This window comes from Gemmiger formicilis (assembly GCF_018784445.1).
GTDB lineage: Bacteria > Bacillota > Clostridia > Oscillospirales > Ruminococcaceae > Gemmiger.
The window spans coordinates 23,903-44,487 of the sequence record NZ_WQOH01000005.1; the positions used below are offsets into that span (position 1 = coordinate 23,903).

Genomic DNA, 20,585 nt, shown 5'->3' on the forward strand with positions numbered 1-20,585 from the left:
CATGGGCAAACCGACAGGATTTATCGAGATCGCGCGGCAGACCAGTTTAGAGCTGCCGCCCGAGGAGCGCATCCAGAATTTTAACGAGTTTCACGTCCCGCTGCATACCGACGAGCAGCAGGCCCAGGGCGCACGCTGCATGGACTGCGGCGTCCCCTTCTGCCAAAGCGGCGTCCAGCTGGGCGGTATGTTCAGCGGCTGCCCGCTGAATAACCTGATCCCCGAGTGGAACGACCTGGTCTACCAGGGCAAGTGGGATCTGGCCGTACACCGCCTGATTGCCACGAACCGCTACCCAGAGTTCACCAGCCGGGTCTGCCCCGCCCTGTGCGAAGCCGCCTGCACCTGTGGCAATGTCACCGGCGACCCGGTCACTGTCAAGGAGAACGAGCGTGCCATCGTGGAATACGGCTACGAGAGCGGCGCGATCCATGCTGTGCCGCCCCCGGCCCGCACCGGCAAGACCGTGGCGGTTATTGGCGCAGGGCCTGCGGGCTTGTCCGTGGCGGATCTTTTGAACAAACGCGGCCACCGCGTGACCATTTACGAGCGCGAGGACCGCGCGGGCGGTCTGCTGATGTACGGCATCCCCAACATGAAGCTGGAAAAGTGGGTCATTGACCGCCGCGTGAAGATTTTGCAGGACGAGGGCATAGAGTTTATCTTTAATGCCGATGTCGGCAGCACCGTCAGCGCCGACGAGCTGAAAGCCCGCTATGACGCCGTAGTGCTCTGCTGCGGGGCAAAGAAAGCCCGCGACATCACCGCGCCGGGCCGCGACGCCCAGGGCATCTACTTTGCCGTGGATTACCTGACCAGCGTGACCCGCAGTTTGCTGGATTCGAACTTTGCCGACGGCAAGGCTGTGAATGCCGCAGGCAAGAAAGTATTGGTCATTGGCGGCGGCGACACCGGCAACGACTGTGTGGGCACGGCCATTCGCCAGGGCTGCGAGAGCGTCATGCAGTTAGAAATGATGCCCTGCCCGCCCGCCGCCCGCGCCCCCGGCAACGATTGGCCGGAGTGGCCCCGCGTGCTGAAAACCGACTACGGCCAGCAGGAGGCCATCGCCAGGTTTGGCAGTGATCCCCGCGTCTACCAGACAACGGTCAAAGAGTTCTACAAGAACGAGGCCGGGCAGGTCTGCGGTGCGCTGATCGCCAAGCTGAAAAGTGAGGTCGTCGATGGCCGACGCCAGATGGTGCCCACTGGTGAGGAGTTCACCGTGGACTGCGATCTGGTCTTGATTGCCGCGGGCTTTACTGGGTGTGAAGCGTATGTGGCGGATGCGTTCGGCGTTGAGCTGACAAAGCGCGGCACCGTGGCCGATGTGAAATACGCCACCGCCGACCCGAAGGTGTTTGCCTGCGGCGATATGCGCCGCGGTCAGAGCCTGGTCGTGTGGGCGCTGCGCGAGGGCCGCGACACCGCCGCCGTGGTGGATGAAAAATTGATGGGGTATACGAACCTGTGACCTACTTTCTTTGAAAAGAAAGTAGGCAAAGAAACCTAAAACCTTAACCCATACATGGGCCGCCCCGTAGGGGCCGGGCATGCCCGGCCCTCCTGCCTTCCCGCAAACGCATATCTCCCATAACGCCGCGGGCCGCACATGTGCGGCCCCTACAAAGCGCCCCCGCAAAGCATCGGCCTTGCGGGGGTTTTTTTCTTGCAATTTCCTGCCCTATCCCCTATACTATAACCACCTCCTGCCACGATTTTTAACATTTTCTCCGCCATCCTGTAAAATCATGTTGGTGTTCATTTTCTTCTGCTTTTGCTATACTTGTTAAAAATCATAGCAAAGGTGTGACAAATATGAGAAAGCACTATCTCGACAACATCCGCTGGGCAACTGTGCTGCTGGTGGTTTTGTACCACGCCATTTTTATGTACAACCATGTCGTGACGGCGGGTGTCGTGGGGCCGGTGACGGACTGTCGCTGGCAGGACGCGCTGCAATATCTGCTGTACCCATAGTTCATGGTCGTGCTGTTTCTGGTCAGCGGTGCGTCGGCGCGGTACGCGCTGGACAGCCGCAGCGGCAAGGCGTTTTTTGCAGAGCGCACGCGGAAATTGCTGGTTCCTTCCACGCTGGGACTGCTGGTGCTGGGCTGGGCGCAGGGGTATTTCAACGTGGCGTTCAGCCATGTGTTTGAAAATATCCTCTCCGGGGTGCCCGCACCGGTGCTCTATTTGATTATGACGGTATCGGGTATTGGCGTTCTCTGGACCTGCCATGTGCTGTGGGTCTGTGCCCTGGTACTGTTGGCCGTGCGCCGCATCGAGTGCGGGCGGCTGCTGGCAAGATGCGCGTCGCTCCCCTGCTGGGCCGTCGCAGCGCTGGGTGTGGCCGCCTGGGTGTCGGCCCAGGTGCTGAACCCGCCCATCATCCAGGTGTATCGGTTCGGCATCTACATTTTCAGCTATCTGGCTGGGTACTACGTCTTTTCGCAACCGCAGGTCATGGACACGCTGGCCCGCCGGGCACCGATTTTGTGCGCCGTGGCCGCCGCGCTGGGGCCGGTTTACCTCTGGCACAGTTGGGGCAAGAACTACGCCGTCGCTCCCAACGTGAACAGCCCCCTGGCCATCGCCTACGGCTGGGCGGCCTGCCTGGCTATCTTTGGCGGCATGAAGCGCTGGGGCGACCGCACCGGGCCTGTGGCCGCGTTCCTGGCGCGGCACAGTTTTGGGCTGTACGTCTGCCACTATCTGGCGCTGTCGGCGGCGGCCTATGGGCTGGTGTGCTGCCTGCACTGGCGCGGCGCGGTGGTATACCTGCTGTCCGCCGTAGCTGCCTACGGCGGCGGGCTGGCGCTGTATGCCGTGCTGCGCCATGTGCCGGTGGTGCGGTACTGTGTTTTCGGCATTAAAAAGGAGAAGCCTCATGTTTTGTGATAACCTTGTCTCCCTGCGCAAATTACACGATCTATCGCAGGAAGAACTAGCTGACCGTCTGCAGGTCAGCCGCCAGACGCTCTCGAAATACGAGACCGGGGAAAGTCTGCCCGACATTGAGCGCTGCAAGCAGCTGGCGGAAATTTTCGGCGTCTCGCTGGACGATCTCGTCAACTATGACACCGCCGCTACCGGGCTGAACGTACCGCCCAAGGGCAGGCACGCCTTTGGGCTGGTCACGGTCGGCGATAAAGGGCAGATCGTAATACCGGCGAAGGCACGCAAGATTTTCAACATCCAGCCCGGCGATAAGCTCATTGTCCTGGGCGACGAATCCCAGGGCCTGGCCCTGTTGAGCGAGAGAGATTTTTTGGCGATGGTACAGCAAATGCGAAAGGATTGACCCATGAAAATGTACGAAGTCACCATCCAATCAAGGAATACGTCCCCCAGGCCTTGCAGGGCGCCGCTCATTTGATCGTGGCTGAGGACGCCCCCTACAACCTAGGGCAACACCGCACAATTCCCACCTTACGGCTTAAGCACCGCTCCGGCGGCTGCGGCACGGCATCTGCGTTGCCAAAATGCTCGATAAGACATCCAGTATTATCTGCGCTTTTGGCTTAGCAGCTGCCGCACCTCGCTCGCCGTATCGGCACTTAGAATTATGCGGTATTGCCCTAGTACAAAAATGCACCTGCCCACACGGACAGGTGCATTTTTATATCGTATTATCGTTCACATTTCCAGAAATGACAACTGTATGGCTCTAATGTGCTGCCGCCGCCAAAATCGTGATCGACCCCGGTGATGAGGTCCACCGCGCGGCCGCAGCCTGCGTCAAAGTGGGCGTCAAACGGATTGCCGTCCGCATTGATGGCTACCAGCACCCGCTCACCGTCGGCATAGCGTTCAAAAATCAGCTGCTTCGGCTGCACCAGTACATTGCGGTAGCTGCCCCGGCACAGCGCTTTGCTGCCTGTGCGGGCATGGGCCAGCGCGGCCACCCAAGCCGTCAGGTCGTTCTCGGTGGGCTTCTCCACCGCTGGGCGCAGCGTCGGGTCGCCGTTGCGCTTGTCGCCCTCCATGCCCCACTCACTGCCGTAGTAGACCGACGGCACACCGGGCATACCGAACAGCAAACCGTAGATGGGTTTCAGGCAGTTTTTATTGGTCAGAATCGTCGCAATACGCGTTACATCGTGGTTATCCACAAAGCTCAACAGATGCTTGCCGGTATACAGGCACCACTGCTCCGCGCCAAACTGGCGGTTCAGGCTATAACTGATCTCGTGCATATTGCCGGTGTTGAAGCTGGAATACAGCCCCTTGTAGCACTCGTAGTTCGTCACGCTGTGGCAGGCGTGGTCGTTCATCCAGCGGTTGTAGTCGCCGTGCAGCGTCTCGCCCACCAGCGCGAACTCCGGCTTGATGTCGTTTGCCAGCCCGCGCAGCTCCGCCAAAAAGCCCAGATCCAGGCAGTACGCGACGTCCAGGCGCAGGCCGTCGATGCCGTAGTCCCGCACCCAGCCGCGCACGACGTCAAACAGGTAGTTTTTCACCGCTGGGTTCTGCAAGTTCAGCTTGACCAGTTCGTTGCAGCCCTCCCAGGCCTCGTACCAGAAACCGTCGTTGTAATTGGTGTTGCCGTCAAAACTGATGTGAAACCAGTCTTTGTAAGGGCTGTCCCAACGCTTTTCCTGCACGTCGCGGAACGCCCAGAAACCGCGCCCCACATGGTTGAACACGCCGTCGAACAAAATTTTGATGCCCGCCGCATGCAGCGCCGCGCAGACCTGCTTGAGGTCGTCGTTCGTGCCCAGGCGGCAGTCGACCTTGTTGTAGTCGCGGGTGTCGTAGCCGTGGGCATCGCTCTCAAACAGCGGGTTGAACAGCACGCAGGTCGCGCCCAGGCGCTTGATGTGCTCCACCCAGTCCAGCACGCGCAGAATGCGGTGGTTGTCCGCCTGGGACTGGTCGCCGTCGTTTTGCAGTGGTGCGCCGCACAGCCCCAGCGGATAAATCTGGTAAACTACCGCTTCATCATACCACATTTTATGTTCCTCCTTGCATCAGAACTTCTTCTTCAGTTTTGGCTTGACCACCAGATGATAATATCGCGTCAGCGCCGCCAGCGCCCGGTCGCACAGCCAGAATGACAGATTTCCCGCGGCCAACAGCGCCACCAGCATGGCCGTTCCGTCGGCCAGCAGCTCGTCCAATACAGCAGGCCCCAGCAGCGCGAACAACAGCAAATACACCAGCACCGTGGCCGCATTGAACACCGCAAATTTTATGACCCAACGCAGTACCGTGTTTTTTAGTGTGTTGAGCTTCACGCGCAGCACCGGGTAATACCCCATGACCAGCACATAGAAAAACGCCAGCTCGGTTTCCGGCACAAACAGCACGGCCAAAATCGATACGGTCGCGTAGAGGGTCAACGCATAGCGCGGTCCGTACTCCTCCAGCACTGGGATGATAAGGAACGCTGCCAGCATCGGCGCAGCGTAGGTGCCAATCTGCAGCGCACTGCCGATGAGCAGAAGCACCACCGACAGCGCACCCAGCATCCCGCACAACGCAATTTTCTGGCTTTCCGTCTTGCGCACAGCCCCACCTCCTTGCCGATTCTTGTACATTATACCCTATTTTGTTTCACATTGCAAGAAATTGCTGGATATTTTGCACAATCCGGCGTGGGTGCGTTGGATTTTATCAGTTGTTTTTGGCAAGGTACTGGGTACTACACCATTTTATGGTGATAAGACCGGATTACCACTTTTCCCAGCAACATACAATCCGCTGTGCCGCACATTTTTGGCGATTTCACTTCAAGGCTTCCATCTGTGCAACTGTACAAAAGGTGTAACCCTGCTCCTTGAAATAGGCGATAATATCCGGCAACGCCTTAACTGTCTGGCCGGTGGCTTTGGTATCGTGCAGCAGGACAACGCAGGTGTCATGGCCGTCGGCGTCGCGGCGGATGTTGCGCAAGATCTGCGCAGCGTTGGGGTGGCTGGCAGTGGCGTCCTCAGCGCAAACGTTCCAGTCGATCCAGTGGTAGCCCTTGTCCTCGGCCTGGGCTTTCAGGGTTTTCATGATGTCGCGGCCGCCGTAGCGGTGGCTGACCGTGTTGGTGCTGCCGCCGGGAAAGCGCAGCCAGTCAATGCTTTCCACATCCACATAGGGTTCCAGCGCCTGGCGCAGGGCTTTCATATCCTGCCAAAATGCGTCGGTACTCGCGTAGATTTTGGAGTATTGATGCGTGGCGCTGTGCAGGGCGATCTGGTGTCCAGCCGCCGCAATGTCGGCCACCAGCGGCATATAGTTTTCGTTGGCGTCCTGGGCGCAGACAAAAAAGGTGGCTGGGACCTGCTCCCTATCCAAAATTTCCAGAATTGGCGTCGTGTTTTTGCTCGGCCCATCGTCGAATGTCAGGCAGACGATTTTGGGCAGCGCATTTTCCCCAGTCGCAGCGGACACCGTAAAGCAGTCGTTGGGGGTGTCCGTCTCGGCGTACTCCCGATGGTACAGCTGGTGAATGATGCCGCATAGCACCGTCAGCATGGCCGCCAACACCACCGCGGCCAGCAGCCGCCCGGTCTGTTCCTCTCGTTTTGCATCGCGCCGCATGGCAAGCCCCTCCCCTGTTTTGGTCTGGTACAAGGTATGCGGGCGCGGCGGCAAATAGACACGCAGCGGCGGGGTGTGGTATAATAAGGTAAATCGCAATTTAATGGAGGGATGTTTCTATGAAATCTTTTGTTTGCAGTTTGTGTCACAATGGCATACTTGGAGGAGGTCTGTACCTCGATAGTCAGTCGCTTACTTACAAGACAAACAAGCTTACAGTTGACAAAAAATACAGAAATTTAGTTTTGCCGATGCAGGAAATAAAAGAAATCTCTTGGAAGTGGGTAGTCTTTCCAATTGCAACAGTTAATATGAAAAATGGAGAACTATATAAATTCATTATTTTCAATAAATCACGCTTTGCAAAATGGTTTCAAGAGTATTCTCGATAAATACAAAGTGTCAAATTCCAGTTTGTGGGGGTACTCACATTTTTTCCCGCCTATAGCCCCCCCTTTAAAAACAGATGGCACCGCAAGGCAGTATGCCCCTTGCGGCGGCCAGAGGGCTGGCCGCCCTACACCCTACCCCCGAAACGTCCATACATAGACCAAAACCGGGCAGCTGCCGTAAAGATGGCAGCTGCCCGGTTCTATGATTGTATTGGTTTGGAATTTCTTTGGTTCTTTCTTTGTAAAGAAAGAACACCCGCCCTCCCCCTTACTTCGCTCTCGCCTCGTGCATCGCGTTGATGCGCTTGCGCCACAGACGCGGGGCAAAGAGGGCCAGCATCGGGTAAAGCTCCAGGCGGCCCGCCAGCATATCAAAGGCCAGCAGCAACTTGACCGGGGCCGAGAAATCCGCAAAGCTGCCCATCGGGCCGACCATTTCCAGGCCTGGGCCGACGTTGTTCAGGCAGGTCGCGACCGAGGTAAACGTCGTCACAATGTCAAATCCATCCAGCGAGACAAACAGCACCGACAGCGTCAGCATCAGCATATAAATGTTAAAGTAATTGTGTACGCCGCGCAGCGTTTTCTCGTCCAGGGGCTTGCCCTCAAAGCGCACGGTGGTAATGGCGTGGCTGTGCAGCATCTTGTTCAGGTCCTGCTTGGCAGCCTTGAAAAAGATGATAACGCGCGAAACTTTCAGGCCGCCCGCCGTCGAACCCGCGCACGCACCCACAAACATCAGAATCACGATGACGACGCGGGAGTAGGTCGGCCAGAGGTTGAAGTCTGCCGTGGCGTAGCCGGTGGTCGTGACGATGGACGCCACCTGGAAGAACGCCGTGCGCAGCGCTGTACCGACGCTGTCATACATACTGGCAATGTTGGCCGTGATGGTCAGTGTCGAGAACGCCACGATACCCAAGTAGACGCGCATTTCCTCGGACGCAAATGCCTCTTTAAAATGACGCAGCAACAGAAAATAATAGAGGTTGAAGTTGATGCCGAACAGCAGCATGAATACACCGATGACGACCTCAAAATAGGAGCTGTTGTACGCGCCGACGCTCAGCGCCTTGTTGCTGAATCCGCCTGTGCCCGCCGTGCCGAAGGCGTGGATGAGTGAGTCAAACAGCGGCATACCGCCCGCGCAGAGCATAATTACCTCAATGACGGTCAGCACCAGATAGATGGCATACAGAATCTTCGCACTGTCGCTCAATTTGCTGGAAATTTTCCCGCAGGTCGGGCCGGGGACCTCGGCGCGCATCAGGTGCATGGCGCGGCCGTCGGTCATGGGCAGCACAGCCATGGCGAACACCAGCACGCCCATACCGCCGATCCAGTGGGAAAAGCTGCGCCAGAACAGTGTGCCATGGCTCAGGGCCTCGACGTCGGTCAGAATCGTAGAGCCGGTCGTCGTGAAGCCGGAGACTGTCTCAAAGAGCGCATCCACAAAGGACGGTATCTCGCCGGAAATCACAAAGGGCAGCGCGCCAAAAACCGACATCAGCACCCAGACCAACGCCACGATAGCAAGGCCGTCGCGGGCATAAATTTTTGTGTTTTTGGGCGTGCGCAGGCTCGTCACCAAGCCCAGTGCCAGCAAAATCAGCGCGGGCCACAGGAACGCGAGGATGATATTCCACTCGCCATAGAGGGCGGCACACCCCATGGGAAAGAGCATGAGCACCGCTTCAATTAAGAAGATGCGCCCCAGCACAAACCCTACCATTTTATAGTTCATGGCTGTGCCCTCACTTTACCACAATATCGCGCAGCGAGTGCAGCGTCGTGTCGGTGGTGACGATGACCACGTCGTCGCCCTCCTGAAGGGCGTCGTTGCCGGAGGGAATGACCGGCTGGCCGTTGCGGCGCACGATGCCCGCCACCAGCAGGCCCTTGCGCAGGATCAAATCTTTCAACGGTACACCGATGAAAGGCAGGCCCGGCGCAACGTTAAATTCCAGCGCCTCGACCCGGCCGCCCACCAGGCTGTGCAGCGTCTTGATGTTCTCGGACTCAAAGCTGTTCTGCATGGCGCGGACGTACATAGCGATGGCCTCCGACGTGACGGACGCCGTGGAAACGACGCTGTCCACCATGCCCTTGGCGGTCGCCAGCTCGGCAAAGGAGTTGCGGTTGATCTTGGCCACAACCTTGCAGGAGTTCATCTGGGAGGCGTACATGGCCAGGATGATATTCGTCTCGTCCAAGCCGGTCAGCGCCACAAAGGCGTCCATGTCGGTGATGCGTTCCTCGCTCAGCAGCTCGGCGTCGGCACCGTCGCCGTGGATGACCAGCACACCGGGGAATTTTTCGCTCATCTCCTGGCAGCGAGCGGCGTTGCTGTCAATAACGGTCACGCGCTTCTGGATGTCCTGCAATTCCTTGACGAGGTAGTAGGTCATCCGGCTTGCGCCGACGATCATCACGTTGTTGGCCTTTGCTTTGAAGAGGTTCAGCTTGCGGAAGAAGGATTCCAGATCGCAGGCCGAGGCCGTCAGGTAAATCTTATCCCCCGCCTGCAAGGTGGTCGAGCCGGTGGGGATGATGGTCTCGCTGCCGCGGGCGACAGCGCAGATCAGAATTTTTACACGGATGTTGCGGTAGAGATCGGCCAGCTGCAGGCCCACCAGCGGGTTGTCGTCGGCCAGGCGGTACTCAATCAACTCGAACCGCTGGCGGCAGAACTGCTCGCGCTTGATGGCCGTGGGAAAGCGCAGCACGCGGGCGATTTCCCGCGCGGTGGCCTTCTCCGGGTTGACGACCATCGACAGGCCCAGTTCGTCGCGCATAAAGTGCAGCTGCTTTTCGTACTCCGGGTTGCGGATACGCGCGATGGTGTGCTGGGTACCCAGTTTTTTGGCGACCAGGCAGGCCAGAATGTTGATCTCGTCGCTGGACGTGGTGGCGATAAGCAGGTCTGCGCCGTCCTCGAAGGCTTCCTTCTGGACCTCATAGCAGCCGCCGTTGCCGGGCACTCCGCGCACATCATAGATGTTTACGATATCCTCGATCAGTTCAGGATTCTGGTCGATGACAACGATGTCGTTGTTTTCCGCCGTAAGCTGGGCGGTCAGGGCACGGCCGACTTTGCCGAGGCCGACGACCACGATTCTCATACGAATGCTCCATTTCTTTTATTGCAAGGGTAGTGCATTATTAAGCCTATTATAGCAAAGCAGGCAGAAAAAGCAATAGGACATTTTCACGGATTGTACAAGGTTTTTTAAAAAAATCGCAATTTTGTACCGCACAGGGCAGATTTTGCGTTGACAAACGGCGATTTACCTGCTATAATTAGATGCTGTGTGAAATCACACGGTTATCCTTGTCTTTTCCGTTAAAAGAGAAGGCCTAATGTCCAAAAGGAGGTGCACAGAATATGGCTAAGTACGAAACCATGATGGTTACCACCGCGAACCTCGACGAAGAGGCTTCCAACGCTCTGATCAACAAGTTCAAGAACCTGATCGCAGCGAATGGTACGATCGATTCTGTTGATGATTGGGGCAAGAAGCGTCTTGCTTACCCCATCAACGATGAGACCGAGGGTGTGTACACGGTGATCAGCTTCACCAGCGAGCCCGATTTCCCGGCTGAGCTGGATCGCGTTTTCAAGATCACTGAGGGCGTTCTTCGCAGCATGACTCTTGCTGTTGAGGAGTAAGGAGTAAACCGAAATGCTGAATGTTGTTGCAATCATGGGCCGCCTTGCGCGTGACCCGGAGCTTCGCCAGACTACGACCGGCAAAAGCGTTGCCTCGTTCCGTATCGCTTGCGACCGCGGACGCCGCGATGCCAACGGCCAGAGCCAGGCGGACTGGATCGACGTTGTCGCATGGGATCGCCAGGCAGAGTTTGTCTGCAAGTATTTCCAGAAGGGTTCTTTGATCGTGGTCGATGGTCGTTTGCAGACCCGCACCTATCAGGATAAGAACACCGGCGCCAATCGCACGGCTGTTGAGGTCGTGGCAAACAACATCAACTTTGCCGGTCCGAAATCCTCGAGCCCCGCATCCAACGGTGACGCCGGTTACGGCGCCCCCATGGCAGCCCCCGCACCCCGCCCCGCCGTGCAGGCCGCACCTGCGCCGAGCTATTCTGCCGGCAGCAATGACGACTTTGCACTGATCGAGGATGAGGGCGACCTGCCGTTCTAACAATCGAAAGTATCATTCTAACAAGGAGGTTTCCACAATGGCTATGGATCGTTCTTCTCGTCCGATGCATCGTGGCCGCAAGAAGGTTTGCTCCTTCTGCGTTGACCGCGTCGAGCACATCGATTACAAGGATCTGCCCCGCCTGCGCAAGTACGTGAGCGAGCGCGCTAAGATCATTCCCCGCCGTGTGACCGGTACCTGCGCTTTCCATCAGCGTGAGCTGACGGTTGCCATCAAGCGTGCCCGCTACATGGCTCTGATGCCCTACGTCAGCGACTAATTCGCCGCGTCGGCATTGCCAAAATGCACTGAAAAAGAGCAGCCTCGCAAGAGACTGCTCTTTTTTGTTTTGCTTCGCCTTCCCCCTTGGGGCTGCGCCCGCAGGCGCGTGTCGGAGCGCAACCGCCGAAGGCGGCTCTTAGCGCGTAGACTGAAAGGTGGCCCCGCAGGGCCGGATGAGGGGCGGCGTTCCTGTGGTCACCCGTTAGCGGGGTATCACGGAAAACCTGCCCCTCATCAGTCACCTTCGGTGACAGCTTCCCCCTCGGGGGAAGCCGAATTGCTTTCTGCCGCATTCCCCGTCTGCGCCACCAGCGTGTCATCCCGCTCACCGGCGATGCTGACAATGACCGTGACATTTTCGGTGTTGATCTTCGTCCCGGCCAGGTAATCCGTCTTGGCCACACACCCGGCCGCCATCGTGCCGTCGTTGTCCACCATGACCATCTTGTACTGGATGCCCAGGGCGTCCAGCTTTTTGCTGGCATTAGCCTGGGTGAAGCCGATGATGTCCGGCATCTCCACTAAGTTCGGGCCGCTGCTGACCGTGATTTGAATGATCTGGTCGTCCATCAGCTTTTCCGTGCCCGCGGGCGGATCCTGGCTGATGACCACGCCCTGGGCCACTGTGTCCGAGCTTTGTTCTACCATGACGATGCGGTAGCCGTCGTAGGCAGTGTTGCCCTTGATATCGGTCGCGTACCGCAGGCCAACGAGGTTCGGCACCGTCGCTTTTTCGGTGCTGCTCTCTCCTGCTACCGTGGACGTCACCGTCTGCGGGGTGGATGTTGGCGTCGTGCCGTCCTTGCTGCCGCCCAGCAGGCTCCAGAGCAGCAGTACCACCAGCACAAAGATAACCACCAGCGACACGCCCATAATTTTGCTGGTGCTGATCTGGTTGTCACCGCGCTCAAACATTGCGTTGGCAACGTTCGGGTCAGTCAGGGCGCTCATCAATTCGGGCACGGTCTGCATACGCTTGGCCGGATCCAGCCGCATGGCGCAGGCCAGCACCTGGGAAAACCAGGTCGGCACGCCCGCTTCCAGGCTGTGGGCGGATTCCAGGCTGTCCCGCACGCGGCGCTGGGGCGCGGCCACCGGCGTTTGCCCTGTGACCATCTTGTAGCAGACCGCCGCCAGGGCGTACACGTCTGTGTAGCGGCCGCTGAACTCGGCGGCGGAGTACTGTTCCGGCGCGGCGTAGCCGGGGTAAAGCTGGCTTTTCAGCTCGCTGCCGCCGGTGCGCAGCGCCAGCGTGCCGTAGCCGGTCAGCCGGGCCGTGCCGTCGATGGGCAGCAGGATGTTGTCCGGGCAGATGCCGCGGTGGATCAGGCCCGAGCGGTGCAGCTGGGCCACGCCCTCCATGATGGGCTGCAAAAGCGTCCGCGCCTCGGCGGGGGTCAGCGTGCGGCTGCGCAGGTGCAGGTAGTGGGACAGGGTCATGCCCTTCTCGCTTTCCTCCACAGCGTAGACCGTGTTGTTTTCCTCCATGACGTCCAAAATCGTGGACAGGCCGGTGGCGGGGGTCAGGTTTTTCAGATCATCGTACAGGTCCTTGAAGTCCATGCGGCTGGTCTTGAACAGGACCTCTTTTTCCTCTTTGGGCATCAGGGCACCGGCGGCGCTGCGGCCATTGCAGAGCGTGACCGGGAAATATTCCTTGATGAGGACAAAACGTTTTTCGTCGTTCAGCACGCCGCGGTAGGCCAGGCCGTCACCGTCGGCGCTCAGGTACGCGCCCACGGTGTACTTGCCGCCCAGCTGGGTGCCAAAGGGCAGTGCGCCCTCGGGGTTGCGGTTTTCTAATGTGCGGCCGCAGTGGGGGCAGTCGCCGTGGTAGCCGTCATCCAGCGGCTGCAGGCAATGCGGGCAAAGGAGTTTGGGCATAGTAACGCTCCTTTTCAATTAAAAACATGCTTGTAGGGGCCGGGCATGCCCGGCCCTGAACTTTGCGGCAGCCCGAAAGCCTCGGGTCATTTCTACGCTGCGGGCCGGGCACGCCCGGCCCCTACCGTTCTGCCGTACAAAAAAAGAGAGCAAAAGTTGCCCTTCACTCTCTTTTTGCATTCTGTGGTTTAGCGGTCGAGGTCTTCCTCGTTCTCCAGGGTGTGCCAGGCGTTCTGGACATCGTCATCGTCGTCCAGAGCATCCAGCAGCTTGCCCATCTGGACCAGCTGGTCGGGGTCGGTCAGCGTGGTGGTGGTGGAAGGCACCTGCGCCACATCGGCGGAGATGAACTTGTAGCCCTTCTTCTCCAGTGCGTCGCAGACAGCGGTGAAGTTCTCGGGGCTGGTGGTGACCTCAGCGGCCTCCTCGCCTGCATCGAAGTCATCAGCACCGGCGTCCAGCGCGTCCATCATCAACTCATCGGGGTCCTTGTCCTCCAGGTCAACGACGATGACACCCTTCTGGGTGAACATAAAGCCAACGCAGCCCATCTGGCCTAAGTTGCCGCCGAACTTATCAAAGTAGTGGCGCATATTGGCCGCGGTGCGGTTGCGGTTGTCGGTCAGGGTCTCGACCATGACGGCGATGCCGCCGGGGCCGTAGCCCTCGTAGGTGATTGCTTCGTACTCGGTCTTGTCGCCGCCCTCGGCACGCTTGATGATGCGCTGGATGTTGTCGTTGGGCACGCTGTTGGCCTTGGCCTTGGCGATCAGGGCAGCCAGCTTGGAGTTGGAAGCAGGGTTGCCGCCGCCCTCCTTAACGGCAACGGCGATCTCGCGGCCGATCTTGGTGAAAACCTTGGCGCGGGCACCGTCGGTCTTTTCCTTTTTACGTTTGATGTTATTCCATTTGCTATGTCCGGACATGGAAAAATCCCCCTAATTTGTATTCACACAGGCAACGGCGTTGCAGCCGATAATTACCAGTAAATTATTATAGCACAACAGGTCGTGCTTTTCAAGAGGGGCCGCAGCGGATTATTGCAGATTCCGCAGACCCTTTGGATAATGATTTTTGATGCGGCCGCCGCTGACCTTGCCGCCACCCAGCGGAAAACCGTCCACCAGCACGGCGCACCAGCCGTTTTGCGCGGTGGCGGCGTCAATCTCCTCGCCCCGCAGCCAGGCGGCGGTGCGCGGATCGGCCAGGGTCAACTCCTCGCGGTTCGTACACTGGGCACCATAGGCCATGAACAGCGCGTGGGCGGGCTGGAACCGCTTTTTCAGCACGCTGCCCACCAGCACGCCGCCGCGCACCACGCGCAGCTTGGCGGTGTTCAGCCCCTCGCTGCCCGGTGCGGGCAGCAGCAGCCACTCCCCCGCCCCTGCCAGCGGGCGGGATGCCAGCGCCGGGAAGTAGGTCTTGGCAAAGTCGAGCCATTCCGCCGGAGCTTTCAGCGCCTTGGGCGGCTTGACTTTCGGCGGGGCGGGCGCTTCAGCGTCGGCGGCTTTTTGCAGCTTCGCCATAAAATGCCCCTCGCCGCCGTCGGCAGGCCAGATGCGGCGGGTATATTCGGCGTGGAAGTCCGGGTGGTCCGGGGCGCGGTTGCCCTCGCCCGGGCGGCCAAAACCGCAGGCCGACAGGTCACAGAGGGTGAACTCGGGGTGCTTTGCAAGAAAGTTTGCAATCTGCCCTTCATCCTCATCCGGGGCAAACGTGCAGGTCGAATAGACCAATACACCGCCCTGGGCCAGCAGGGCCGCCGCATTTTCGAGAATTTCCGCGCCCAACTCGGCGCAGTGGGCCACAAGGCCGTCATTGTGCTGCGCTGTGGCGGCGGCCTCCTTGCGGAACATCCCCTCGCCCGAGCAGGGCGCATCGACGAGCACCCGGTCAAACCGGCCGGGCATGGCGGCGGCCAGGCGGGCCGTGTCCTCGTTGGTAATGATGGCGTTCGCCACGCCCATCCGCTCCAAATTCTGGCGCAGAATTTCCGCGCGGGCCGCGACAAATTCATTTGCCAGCAGCAGGCCCCGGCCCTGCAAAGCCGCTGCCAGCTGGCTTGTCTTGCCGCCGGGCGCGGCGCAGAGGTCAGCCACCCGCATACCGGGCTGCACATCCAGCAGCGCCGCCGGGGCGGACGCGCTGGGTTCCTGGGCGTAGAGCACACCTGCATGGTGCCAGGGGTGGCGGCCCGGGCGGAAGTCTGGTGCCGTCGTAAAGGCAGCAGGACAGAATTTCGACGGTTCTGCAACAAAATCCATATGTTTGGCAAACCAATCCGGCGTGCAGCGCAGCGCGTTGACCGTGACACCTCGGGCGGGCTGCGGCGTGGCGTAGGCGTACAGCTCGTCAAAGCGGTCGCCCAAGAGCGCACGCTCCCGCGCGGTGAAATCCTGTGGAAATTCCATGACCGTTCCCCCTGCATAAAAAAGCCATGGGCGGGCAAACTACCCTTGCAGTCCAAAAACGACTGTATATCGTTTTCTTACCTGCGAAAGGAGAATACCACCTATGGCAAAGAATCAGACTAACAATTCGACCAACCGCACGAGCGACAGCACCCAGAAAACGACGAACCGCACCCAGCAGAAAACCACTAACCGCAGCACCAACACCACCAACAGCACCAACAGCAAGAACTGCAAGTGAGGCAGACCGCGCCCCAGTGGGCGCGGGGTACATAGGCGGCAGCGGCAAACAGCCACGGGCGGATATAGAATCCGCCCCTACAACCCCGATTACCGGGGAAATGCGCCCCTCATCCGGTCTTCGGCCACCTTCCCCCTAGGGGGGAAGGCTTTTTTGTTTTACTCCGGCTTATACCCTTCCCACAGGGCATTGAAAAGCTCTTCGATGCGGTCATTCTTTCCTTGCAGGTACAGCCAGCCCAGCAGACATTCAAAGCCGGTGGAGGCGCGGTACTCCTGCACGGTGGCGTGCTTGGCCACCGTGGCCTTGCTGGCGTTTTTGCCGCGCCGCAGTACAGCGGCCTCGGCGTCGGTCAGCATCGGCTCGATGATGTCCAGCTCCAAATTCTGCGCGTGGGCGCTGACATAGTGGGTCGCGACCGTGTGCAGGCGGTTGGGTTGCAGCCGGGTCGTGCCCACCAGGCGGGCGCGAACCAGCAGTTCCAGCACGGCGTCGCCCACAAAGGCCAGCGCCAGCGGCGACATTTCGTGAATGTCGACTTCCGATTTTTGTGTAAACAACATAGTTTTCACTGCTTAGTACAGGTAATCAAACTCGTACTCACCGATCTTGATGGTGTCATCCTCTTCCACGTCCTGCGCGACCAGCTCGTCCAGAATGCCGGAATCACCCAGCTGCGTCTGGAAATACTGCAGGCTCTCGTAGTCCTCGACGTTGGTACCGGCCAGAATGCGCTCCAGCCACGGCGCATCGACGGTGAACTCGTGCTCGCCGGTGCGGGTGACGGTGAAGGGCCGCGTGGGCTGGGCGTTCTTGTCGGGGCGCTTGTACTCGGCCTCGTAGACCTTGACCGGAGGCAGATCCTTCAGGCGGTTGTAGACCAGCGCGGGCAGGCCGTCCACCCCCTGCCGCGTTGCGGCGGAGATGGGCAGGAAGGTCAGACCCTTGGCCTCGATATACTGCTTGAACTCCTCGACCTGCTCGGGGGTGGCGATATCGCACTTGTTGCCCAGCACGATCTGCGGGCGGTCGGCCAGCTCGGCGCTGAACCCGGCCAGCTCGTGGTTGATCTGCTCAAAGTCAGCTTTGGGGTCACGGCCCTCGCAGCCGGAAACGTCCACGACGTGCAGCAGCAGGCGGCAGCGCTCAACATGGCGCAGGAAATCATGGCCCAGACCGACGCCGTCCGCCGCACCCTCGATCAGGCCCGGGATATCGGCGCAGACAAAGCTCTGCTCGGGGCCGACGCGGACAACGCCCAGCACCGGGGTCAGCGTCGTAAAGTGGTAGTTCGCGATCTTGGGGCGCGCGGCAGAAATAATGCTGATGAGCGTCGATTTGCCGACGTTCGGGAAACCGATCAGGCCGACGTCCGCGATGACCTTCAATTCCAGCTTGAGGTGCATATCCTCGCCGGGCAGGCCGGGCTTGGCGAACTTGGGGATCTGGCGGGTCGGGGTGGCAAAGTGGCTGTTGCCCCAGCCGCCGCGGCCACCCTTGGCCACGACCACCGGTTCGGAGCCGGTAAGGTCAGCCACGACAAGGTCGGTCTCGGCCTCCTTCAGCACAGTGCCGCGGGGCACGCGGATGACCAGGTCGTCGCCGTCGGCACCGCTCATGCGCTTAGCGCGGCCATTCTCGCCGTCGGGCGCGGTGTACTTGCGCTTGTAGCGGAAGTCCATCAGGGTGGACAGGTTGTCGTCCGCCACAAAGATGATATCACCGCCGCGGCCGCCGTCGCCGCCGTCCGGGCCGCCCGCCGCCACGAATTTTTCGCGGTGGAACGTCACCGCACCGTCGCCGCCCTTGCCGGCGTGCAGCCAGATCGTGGCGGTATCAATAAAATTACTGGTTGCCATAAAATACCTCTTTACTACAAAAAACGAGCGAGCCGCGAAGGCCCGCCCGTACCGGTTCTTTTACTGCTTGACCGTGCAGCGCTTGCGGTCACGGCCCATGCGCTCAAAGTGAACGCGGCCATCGACCAGAGCGAACAGGGTGTCATCGCTGCCGATGCCGACGCCCTCACCCGGATGGATATGGGTGCCGCGCTGACGGACCAGGATGTTGCCGGCCAGAACGAACTGACCGTCGCCGCGCTTGACGCCGAGGCGCTTGGACTCGGAATCACGACCGTTCTTGGTAGAACCTACGCCTTTTTTATGTGCCATTGTGATTTACCTCCTTAGCCGTTGATCGCGGTGATTTCCACCTTGGTGTAGGGCTGACGATGACCCTTGCGGACCATGCTGCCCTTCTTGGGACGATAGGTCAGGATGTTGAGCTTCTTGCCCTTGCCGGTCTTGACGACCTTGGCAACAACGGAAGCGCCCTCAACAACGGGAGCGCCGACCTTGACAGAGCCCTCCTCGCCAACGGCGAGAACCTGATCGAAGGTGACTTCGCTGTTGTCCTCAGCGTTCAGCTTCTCGACGTAGACGACGTCGCCGACCTTAACGCTGTACTGCTTGCCACCGGTTTTGATAACTGCGTACATAGTGGATAACCTCTTTCAATAAGTCTCGCTGGTTCGTAGGGCGGCGTACCGATAAAAGCACACACTTACAGAGCCCATACCATGCGGCTCTAGTATTCTATCATAGAACTGCACAGCTTGTCAAGGGGTTTTCGGGCGTGGGAAGGTTAAAATTTTTGCCTTCCCCCGAGGGGGGGGAGCCTTTACATGGCCTGCCGCTTTGCGGCCTCCACTGTGTTCAGCATCAGCATGGCGCGGGTCATGGGGCCGACACCGCCGGGCACGGGGGTGATGTAGGCGGCCTTCTCGGCGGCTTCTTCAAAGTTCACGTCGCCGTGCAGCTTGCCATCCGCACCACGGTTGATGCCGACATCGATGACCACCGCACCGGGCTTGACCATATCGCCGGTCACAAAGCCCTCGCGGCCCACGGCGGCCACCAAAATATCCGCAGCGGCGCAGACCTCTTTGAGGTTTTTGGTCTTAGAGTGACAGATGGTCACGGTCGCGTTCTTCGCCAGCAGCAGCAGCGCCGCAGGCTTGCCCACGATGTTGGAGCGGCCGATGACCACAGCGTTTTTGCCGCCGATATCGATGCCGGTGGACTCGATCATGCGGATGCAGCCCGCCGGGGTGCAGGGCAGGTAGCACGGCTCGCCGATCTGCATACGGCCCACGTTGACCGGCGAAAAGCCATCCACATCCTTCTCCGGCGGGATAGCGTCAATAACGGCTTTCTCGTCGATCTGCGCAGGCAGCGGCAGCTGGACAAGGATGCCGTGTACGGCGGGGTCGGCGGCCAGCTTTTTTACCTCGGTCAGCAGGGTTTCCTGGGTCGTATCAGCGGGCAGGTTGATGGAACAGCTCTCGATGCCGCACTGGGCGCAGTCGTTGATCTTGCCGCGCACGTACACCTGGCTGGCGGGGTTTTCCCCCACCAGAATGACCGCCAGACAGGGGTTGATACCCTGGGCTTTCAGTTCCTTGACCTTCTCTGCGGCTTCTGCCTTGGTGGCCGCGGCCAGCGCCTTGCCGTCGATGATAGTTGCTCCCATAATAGTTCCCTCTTTCAAATGTATTTTTTGTCCGCCGGGGCGGGCAAAACGGTGTCGGGTCTTACACCAGCGGCACCTATCGCCGTGCCGCAGAAGCGTCTGTTTATTCCTTCGGTTCTTCGATCTCTTCGATCTCGACCTCGTTCAGGTCCAGCGCGTCCAGCCGCTCGTTCATGGCGTCGGTCGCCTTGACAAACTCGGCGTGGGGCGCATTCGCAGGCAGCGTGTCCGGCGCGAAGCGGTCTCCTGCCTCGGCCTGCTTTTTGATATCCTTCACGGCCAGCGTGACGGTCAGCTCCCTGCCCTTGACGCTGCGCAGACCGATGACCATAAGCATCGCCGCCACGATGACCGAGCCGATGGCCACCAGCTGGCTGGCCCGCAGGCCGGTATTGCCGATGAGCAGCGAGTCGGTGCGCAGGCCCTCGATCCAGGCGCGGCCCAAGCCGTACCAGATGATGTAGCTTAAGAAAATTTGGCCGTTGAAACGACGCTTTTTGAAAAAGTGGGACAGTACCAGAAACCCCAGCAGGCACCAGATGCTCTCATACAAAAACGTCGGGTGCACCGGTGCGGTGGGATCCACCGTAACGCCTGCCTGCAGCGTGACCTGCACGGATTTGAGATACGCCTCGGTACCTTCGCTGTACATGCCCCAGGGCAGCGTCGTGTTCGTGCCGAAGGCCTCCTGATTGACAAAGTTGCCCCAGCGGCCAATGCCCTGCCCAATCAAAAAACCCAGCGAAACGAGGTCAAACAACGGCAGCAGCGGCACCTTGCGCCATTTGGCGGCCAGGCCGCCGAACACAAACGCACCGATGACCGCTCCGTAGATGGCGATGCCGCCCTTGCGGATATCCACCATCTCCCACAGGCTTTGATACTCAAAAGGTGCCATAGCCACGTAATAAATGCGGGCACAGACAATGGACATGACCGCGCCGATGGCCACAACGTCCACCAGCCGGTCCGAGTCGATGCCGTAGTCCACGGCGTTGCGGAAGGCGTAGAGCATCGCCAGCAGCATACCTGCCGCGATGATGACGCCGTACCAATAAATGTTGAACCCGCCGATGGCCAGCGCCACCCGGTTCACGGTCAGGTCAAGGCCCAACCCGGGAAATTGCACATGATAGACCATTTT

At 59.5% G+C, this 20,585-nt stretch carries 23 protein-coding genes; 9 read left to right on the forward strand and 14 right to left on the reverse strand.

Annotated features, from left to right (window positions below):
- Position 1 precedes the first annotated feature (1 nt).
- The 4 genes from GPK89_RS02910 (at position 2) to GPK89_RS02925 (ending at position 3,304) form a co-directional block, all read left to right on the forward strand.
- On the forward strand, positions 2-1,474 hold the full coding sequence (locus tag GPK89_RS02910) for a glutamate synthase subunit beta (RefSeq protein ID WP_215691499.1): 1,473 nt from the start codon (positions 2-4) through the stop codon (positions 1,472-1,474).
- 344 nt (positions 1,475-1,818) lie between these two features.
- Positions 1,819-1,980, forward strand: a complete 162-nt coding sequence (locus GPK89_RS02915; RefSeq protein WP_215691500.1) for a hypothetical protein — start codon at positions 1,819-1,821, stop codon at positions 1,978-1,980.
- Positions 1,981-1,983: 3 nt separating this feature from the next.
- Complete coding sequence (locus GPK89_RS02920; RefSeq protein WP_215691501.1) at positions 1,984-2,901, forward strand: acyltransferase family protein; 918 nt, start codon at positions 1,984-1,986, stop codon at positions 2,899-2,901.
- The gene (locus GPK89_RS02925) at positions 2,891-3,304 is read left to right on the forward strand and encodes a helix-turn-helix domain-containing protein (protein WP_215691502.1); all 414 of its coding nucleotides are present in this window, start codon (positions 2,891-2,893) and stop codon (positions 3,302-3,304) included. Before GPK89_RS02920 ends, GPK89_RS02925 begins: the two co-directional genes overlap by 11 nt.
- Before the next feature lie 328 nt (positions 3,305-3,632).
- Here the strand turns inward: GPK89_RS02925 and GPK89_RS02930 are convergent, their stop codons facing one another.
- The 3 genes from GPK89_RS02930 to GPK89_RS02940 form a co-directional block, all read right to left on the reverse strand.
- Positions 3,633-4,955 carry an alpha-amylase family glycosyl hydrolase gene (locus GPK89_RS02930; protein ID WP_215691503.1) on the reverse strand — a complete coding sequence of 441 codons (1,323 nt, stop codon included), beginning with the start codon at positions 4,953-4,955 and terminating at the stop codon, positions 3,633-3,635.
- 18 nt (positions 4,956-4,973) lie between these two features.
- Positions 4,974-5,513, reverse strand: a complete 540-nt coding sequence (locus GPK89_RS02935; protein WP_215691504.1) for a hypothetical protein — start codon at positions 5,511-5,513, stop codon at positions 4,974-4,976.
- A gap of 217 nt (positions 5,514-5,730) precedes the next feature.
- Positions 5,731-6,537 carry a polysaccharide deacetylase family protein gene (locus tag GPK89_RS02940; protein WP_252261451.1) on the reverse strand — a complete coding sequence of 269 codons (807 nt, stop codon included), beginning with the start codon at positions 6,535-6,537 and terminating at the stop codon, positions 5,731-5,733.
- Positions 6,538-6,656: 119 nt separating this feature from the next.
- On the opposite strand from GPK89_RS02940, the gene GPK89_RS02945 reads away from it, so the two are divergent.
- Positions 6,657-6,929: a hypothetical protein gene (locus tag GPK89_RS02945; RefSeq protein ID WP_215691505.1), complete on the forward strand. Its 273-nt coding sequence runs from the start codon at positions 6,657-6,659 to the stop codon at positions 6,927-6,929.
- 268 nt (positions 6,930-7,197) lie between these two features.
- Here GPK89_RS02945 and GPK89_RS02950 read toward each other — a convergent pair whose 3' ends face one another.
- A complete protein-coding gene (locus GPK89_RS02950) occupies positions 7,198-8,673 on the reverse strand; it encodes a TrkH family potassium uptake protein (RefSeq protein WP_215691506.1) in 1,476 nt (491 codons plus the stop codon).
- A 10-nt stretch (positions 8,674-8,683) separates the two neighbouring features.
- Positions 8,684-10,051, reverse strand: coding sequence for a Trk system potassium transporter TrkA (trkA, locus tag GPK89_RS02955; protein ID WP_215691507.1), 1,368 nt, complete (start codon positions 10,049-10,051; stop codon positions 8,684-8,686).
- 263 nt (positions 10,052-10,314) lie between these two features.
- Between trkA and rpsF the strand changes: the two genes are divergently transcribed.
- From rpsF to rpsR, 3 genes are read left to right on the forward strand one after another with little or no spacing between them, the layout of a single operon-like run.
- Complete coding sequence (gene rpsF / locus GPK89_RS02960) at positions 10,315-10,599, forward strand: 30S ribosomal protein S6 (protein WP_078785370.1); 285 nt, start codon at positions 10,315-10,317, stop codon at positions 10,597-10,599.
- Between the two features lie 13 nt (positions 10,600-10,612).
- Positions 10,613-11,092 (forward strand): single-stranded DNA-binding protein, encoded by a 480-nt coding sequence (locus GPK89_RS02965; RefSeq protein ID WP_215691508.1) that lies wholly within the window; start codon positions 10,613-10,615, stop codon positions 11,090-11,092.
- 37 nt (positions 11,093-11,129) lie between these two features.
- Positions 11,130-11,372, forward strand: a complete 243-nt coding sequence (gene rpsR / locus GPK89_RS02970; RefSeq protein WP_040917474.1) for a 30S ribosomal protein S18 — start codon at positions 11,130-11,132, stop codon at positions 11,370-11,372.
- 236 nt (positions 11,373-11,608) lie between these two features.
- Here rpsR and GPK89_RS02975 read toward each other — a convergent pair whose 3' ends face one another.
- The 3 genes from GPK89_RS02975 to GPK89_RS02985 all read right to left on the reverse strand — a co-directional run bounded on the left by GPK89_RS02975 (position 11,609) and on the right by GPK89_RS02985 (position 15,669).
- The gene (locus GPK89_RS02975) at positions 11,609-13,258 is read right to left on the reverse strand and encodes a protein kinase domain-containing protein (protein WP_215691509.1); all 1,650 of its coding nucleotides are present in this window, start codon (positions 13,256-13,258) and stop codon (positions 11,609-11,611) included.
- Between the two features lie 188 nt (positions 13,259-13,446).
- The gene (locus GPK89_RS02980) at positions 13,447-14,184 is read right to left on the reverse strand and encodes a YebC/PmpR family DNA-binding transcriptional regulator (RefSeq protein ID WP_215691510.1); all 738 of its coding nucleotides are present in this window, start codon (positions 14,182-14,184) and stop codon (positions 13,447-13,449) included.
- A 111-nt stretch (positions 14,185-14,295) separates the two neighbouring features.
- Positions 14,296-15,669: an RsmB/NOP family class I SAM-dependent RNA methyltransferase gene (locus tag GPK89_RS02985; protein ID WP_215691511.1), complete on the reverse strand. Its 1,374-nt coding sequence runs from the start codon at positions 15,667-15,669 to the stop codon at positions 14,296-14,298.
- A gap of 103 nt (positions 15,670-15,772) precedes the next feature.
- Between GPK89_RS02985 and GPK89_RS02990 the strand changes: the two genes are divergently transcribed.
- A complete protein-coding gene (locus GPK89_RS02990; protein WP_215691512.1) occupies positions 15,773-15,910 on the forward strand; it encodes a hypothetical protein in 138 nt (45 codons plus the stop codon).
- A 158-nt stretch (positions 15,911-16,068) separates the two neighbouring features.
- Here GPK89_RS02990 and GPK89_RS02995 read toward each other — a convergent pair whose 3' ends face one another.
- From GPK89_RS02995 to lgt, 6 genes are all read right to left on the reverse strand, one after another.
- Complete coding sequence (locus tag GPK89_RS02995) at positions 16,069-16,473, reverse strand: Mini-ribonuclease 3 (RefSeq protein ID WP_215691513.1); 405 nt, start codon at positions 16,471-16,473, stop codon at positions 16,069-16,071.
- 12 nt (positions 16,474-16,485) lie between these two features.
- Complete coding sequence (gene obgE / locus GPK89_RS03000) at positions 16,486-17,769, reverse strand: GTPase ObgE (protein WP_215691514.1); 1,284 nt, start codon at positions 17,767-17,769, stop codon at positions 16,486-16,488.
- 60 nt (positions 17,770-17,829) lie between these two features.
- On the reverse strand, positions 17,830-18,081 hold the full coding sequence (rpmA, locus tag GPK89_RS03005) for a 50S ribosomal protein L27 (RefSeq protein WP_007047068.1): 252 nt from the start codon (positions 18,079-18,081) through the stop codon (positions 17,830-17,832).
- Positions 18,082-18,095: 14 nt separating this feature from the next.
- Entirely contained in the window at positions 18,096-18,407 is a 312-nt protein-coding gene (gene rplU, locus GPK89_RS03010; protein WP_078785378.1) for a 50S ribosomal protein L21, read from the reverse strand.
- 182 nt (positions 18,408-18,589) lie between these two features.
- Entirely contained in the window at positions 18,590-19,441 is an 852-nt protein-coding gene (folD, locus tag GPK89_RS03015) for a bifunctional methylenetetrahydrofolate dehydrogenase/methenyltetrahydrofolate cyclohydrolase FolD (RefSeq protein ID WP_215691515.1), read from the reverse strand.
- 103 nt (positions 19,442-19,544) lie between these two features.
- Positions 19,545-20,582, reverse strand: coding sequence for a prolipoprotein diacylglyceryl transferase (lgt, locus tag GPK89_RS03020; protein WP_215691516.1), 1,038 nt, complete (start codon positions 20,580-20,582; stop codon positions 19,545-19,547).
- Positions 20,583-20,585: the final 3 nt, after the last annotated feature.

Excerpts from the sequence above, each read along its gene's own strand:
- GPK89_RS02920 (WP_215691501.1), top strand. The coding sequence starts at position 1,984 with ATGGTCGTGCTGTTTCTGGTCAGCGGTGCGTCGGCGCGGTACGCGCTG.
- GPK89_RS02985 (WP_215691511.1), bottom strand. The coding sequence starts at position 15,669 with ATGGAATTTCCACAGGATTTCACCGCGCGGGAGCGTGCGCTCTTGGGC.
- obgE (WP_215691514.1), bottom strand. The coding sequence starts at position 17,769 with ATGGCAACCAGTAATTTTATTGATACCGCCACGATCTGGCTGCACGCC.
- GPK89_RS02980 (WP_215691510.1), bottom strand. The coding sequence starts at position 14,184 with ATGTCCGGACATAGCAAATGGAATAACATCAAACGTAAAAAGGAAAAG.
- GPK89_RS02925 (WP_215691502.1), top strand. The coding sequence starts at position 2,891 with ATGTTTTGTGATAACCTTGTCTCCCTGCGCAAATTACACGATCTATCG.
- GPK89_RS02995 (WP_215691513.1), bottom strand. The coding sequence starts at position 16,473 with ATGTTGTTTACACAAAAATCGGAAGTCGACATTCACGAAATGTCGCCG.
- lgt (WP_215691516.1), bottom strand. The coding sequence starts at position 20,582 with ATGGTCTATCATGTGCAATTTCCCGGGTTGGGCCTTGACCTGACCGTG.
- folD (WP_215691515.1), bottom strand. The coding sequence starts at position 19,441 with ATGGGAGCAACTATCATCGACGGCAAGGCGCTGGCCGCGGCCACCAAG.
- GPK89_RS02965 (WP_215691508.1), top strand. The coding sequence starts at position 10,613 with ATGCTGAATGTTGTTGCAATCATGGGCCGCCTTGCGCGTGACCCGGAG.
- GPK89_RS02990 (WP_215691512.1), top strand. The coding sequence starts at position 15,773 with ATGGCAAAGAATCAGACTAACAATTCGACCAACCGCACGAGCGACAGC.
- GPK89_RS02915 (WP_215691500.1), top strand. The coding sequence starts at position 1,819 with ATGAGAAAGCACTATCTCGACAACATCCGCTGGGCAACTGTGCTGCTG.
- GPK89_RS02950 (WP_215691506.1), bottom strand. The coding sequence starts at position 8,673 with ATGAACTATAAAATGGTAGGGTTTGTGCTGGGGCGCATCTTCTTAATT.
- rpmA (WP_007047068.1), bottom strand. The coding sequence starts at position 18,081 with ATGGCACATAAAAAAGGCGTAGGTTCTACCAAGAACGGTCGTGATTCC.
- GPK89_RS02940 (WP_252261451.1), bottom strand. The coding sequence starts at position 6,537 with ATGCGGCGCGATGCAAAACGAGAGGAACAGACCGGGCGGCTGCTGGCC.
- GPK89_RS02930 (WP_215691503.1), bottom strand. The coding sequence starts at position 4,955 with ATGTGGTATGATGAAGCGGTAGTTTACCAGATTTATCCGCTGGGGCTG.
- rpsF (WP_078785370.1), top strand. The coding sequence starts at position 10,315 with ATGGCTAAGTACGAAACCATGATGGTTACCACCGCGAACCTCGACGAA.
- GPK89_RS02945 (WP_215691505.1), top strand. The coding sequence starts at position 6,657 with ATGAAATCTTTTGTTTGCAGTTTGTGTCACAATGGCATACTTGGAGGA.
- rpsR (WP_040917474.1), top strand. The coding sequence starts at position 11,130 with ATGGCTATGGATCGTTCTTCTCGTCCGATGCATCGTGGCCGCAAGAAG.
- GPK89_RS02975 (WP_215691509.1), bottom strand. The coding sequence starts at position 13,258 with ATGCCCAAACTCCTTTGCCCGCATTGCCTGCAGCCGCTGGATGACGGC.
- GPK89_RS02910 (WP_215691499.1), top strand. The coding sequence starts at position 2 with ATGGGCAAACCGACAGGATTTATCGAGATCGCGCGGCAGACCAGTTTA.
- rplU (WP_078785378.1), bottom strand. The coding sequence starts at position 18,407 with ATGTACGCAGTTATCAAAACCGGTGGCAAGCAGTACAGCGTTAAGGTC.
- trkA (WP_215691507.1), bottom strand. The coding sequence starts at position 10,051 with ATGAGAATCGTGGTCGTCGGCCTCGGCAAAGTCGGCCGTGCCCTGACC.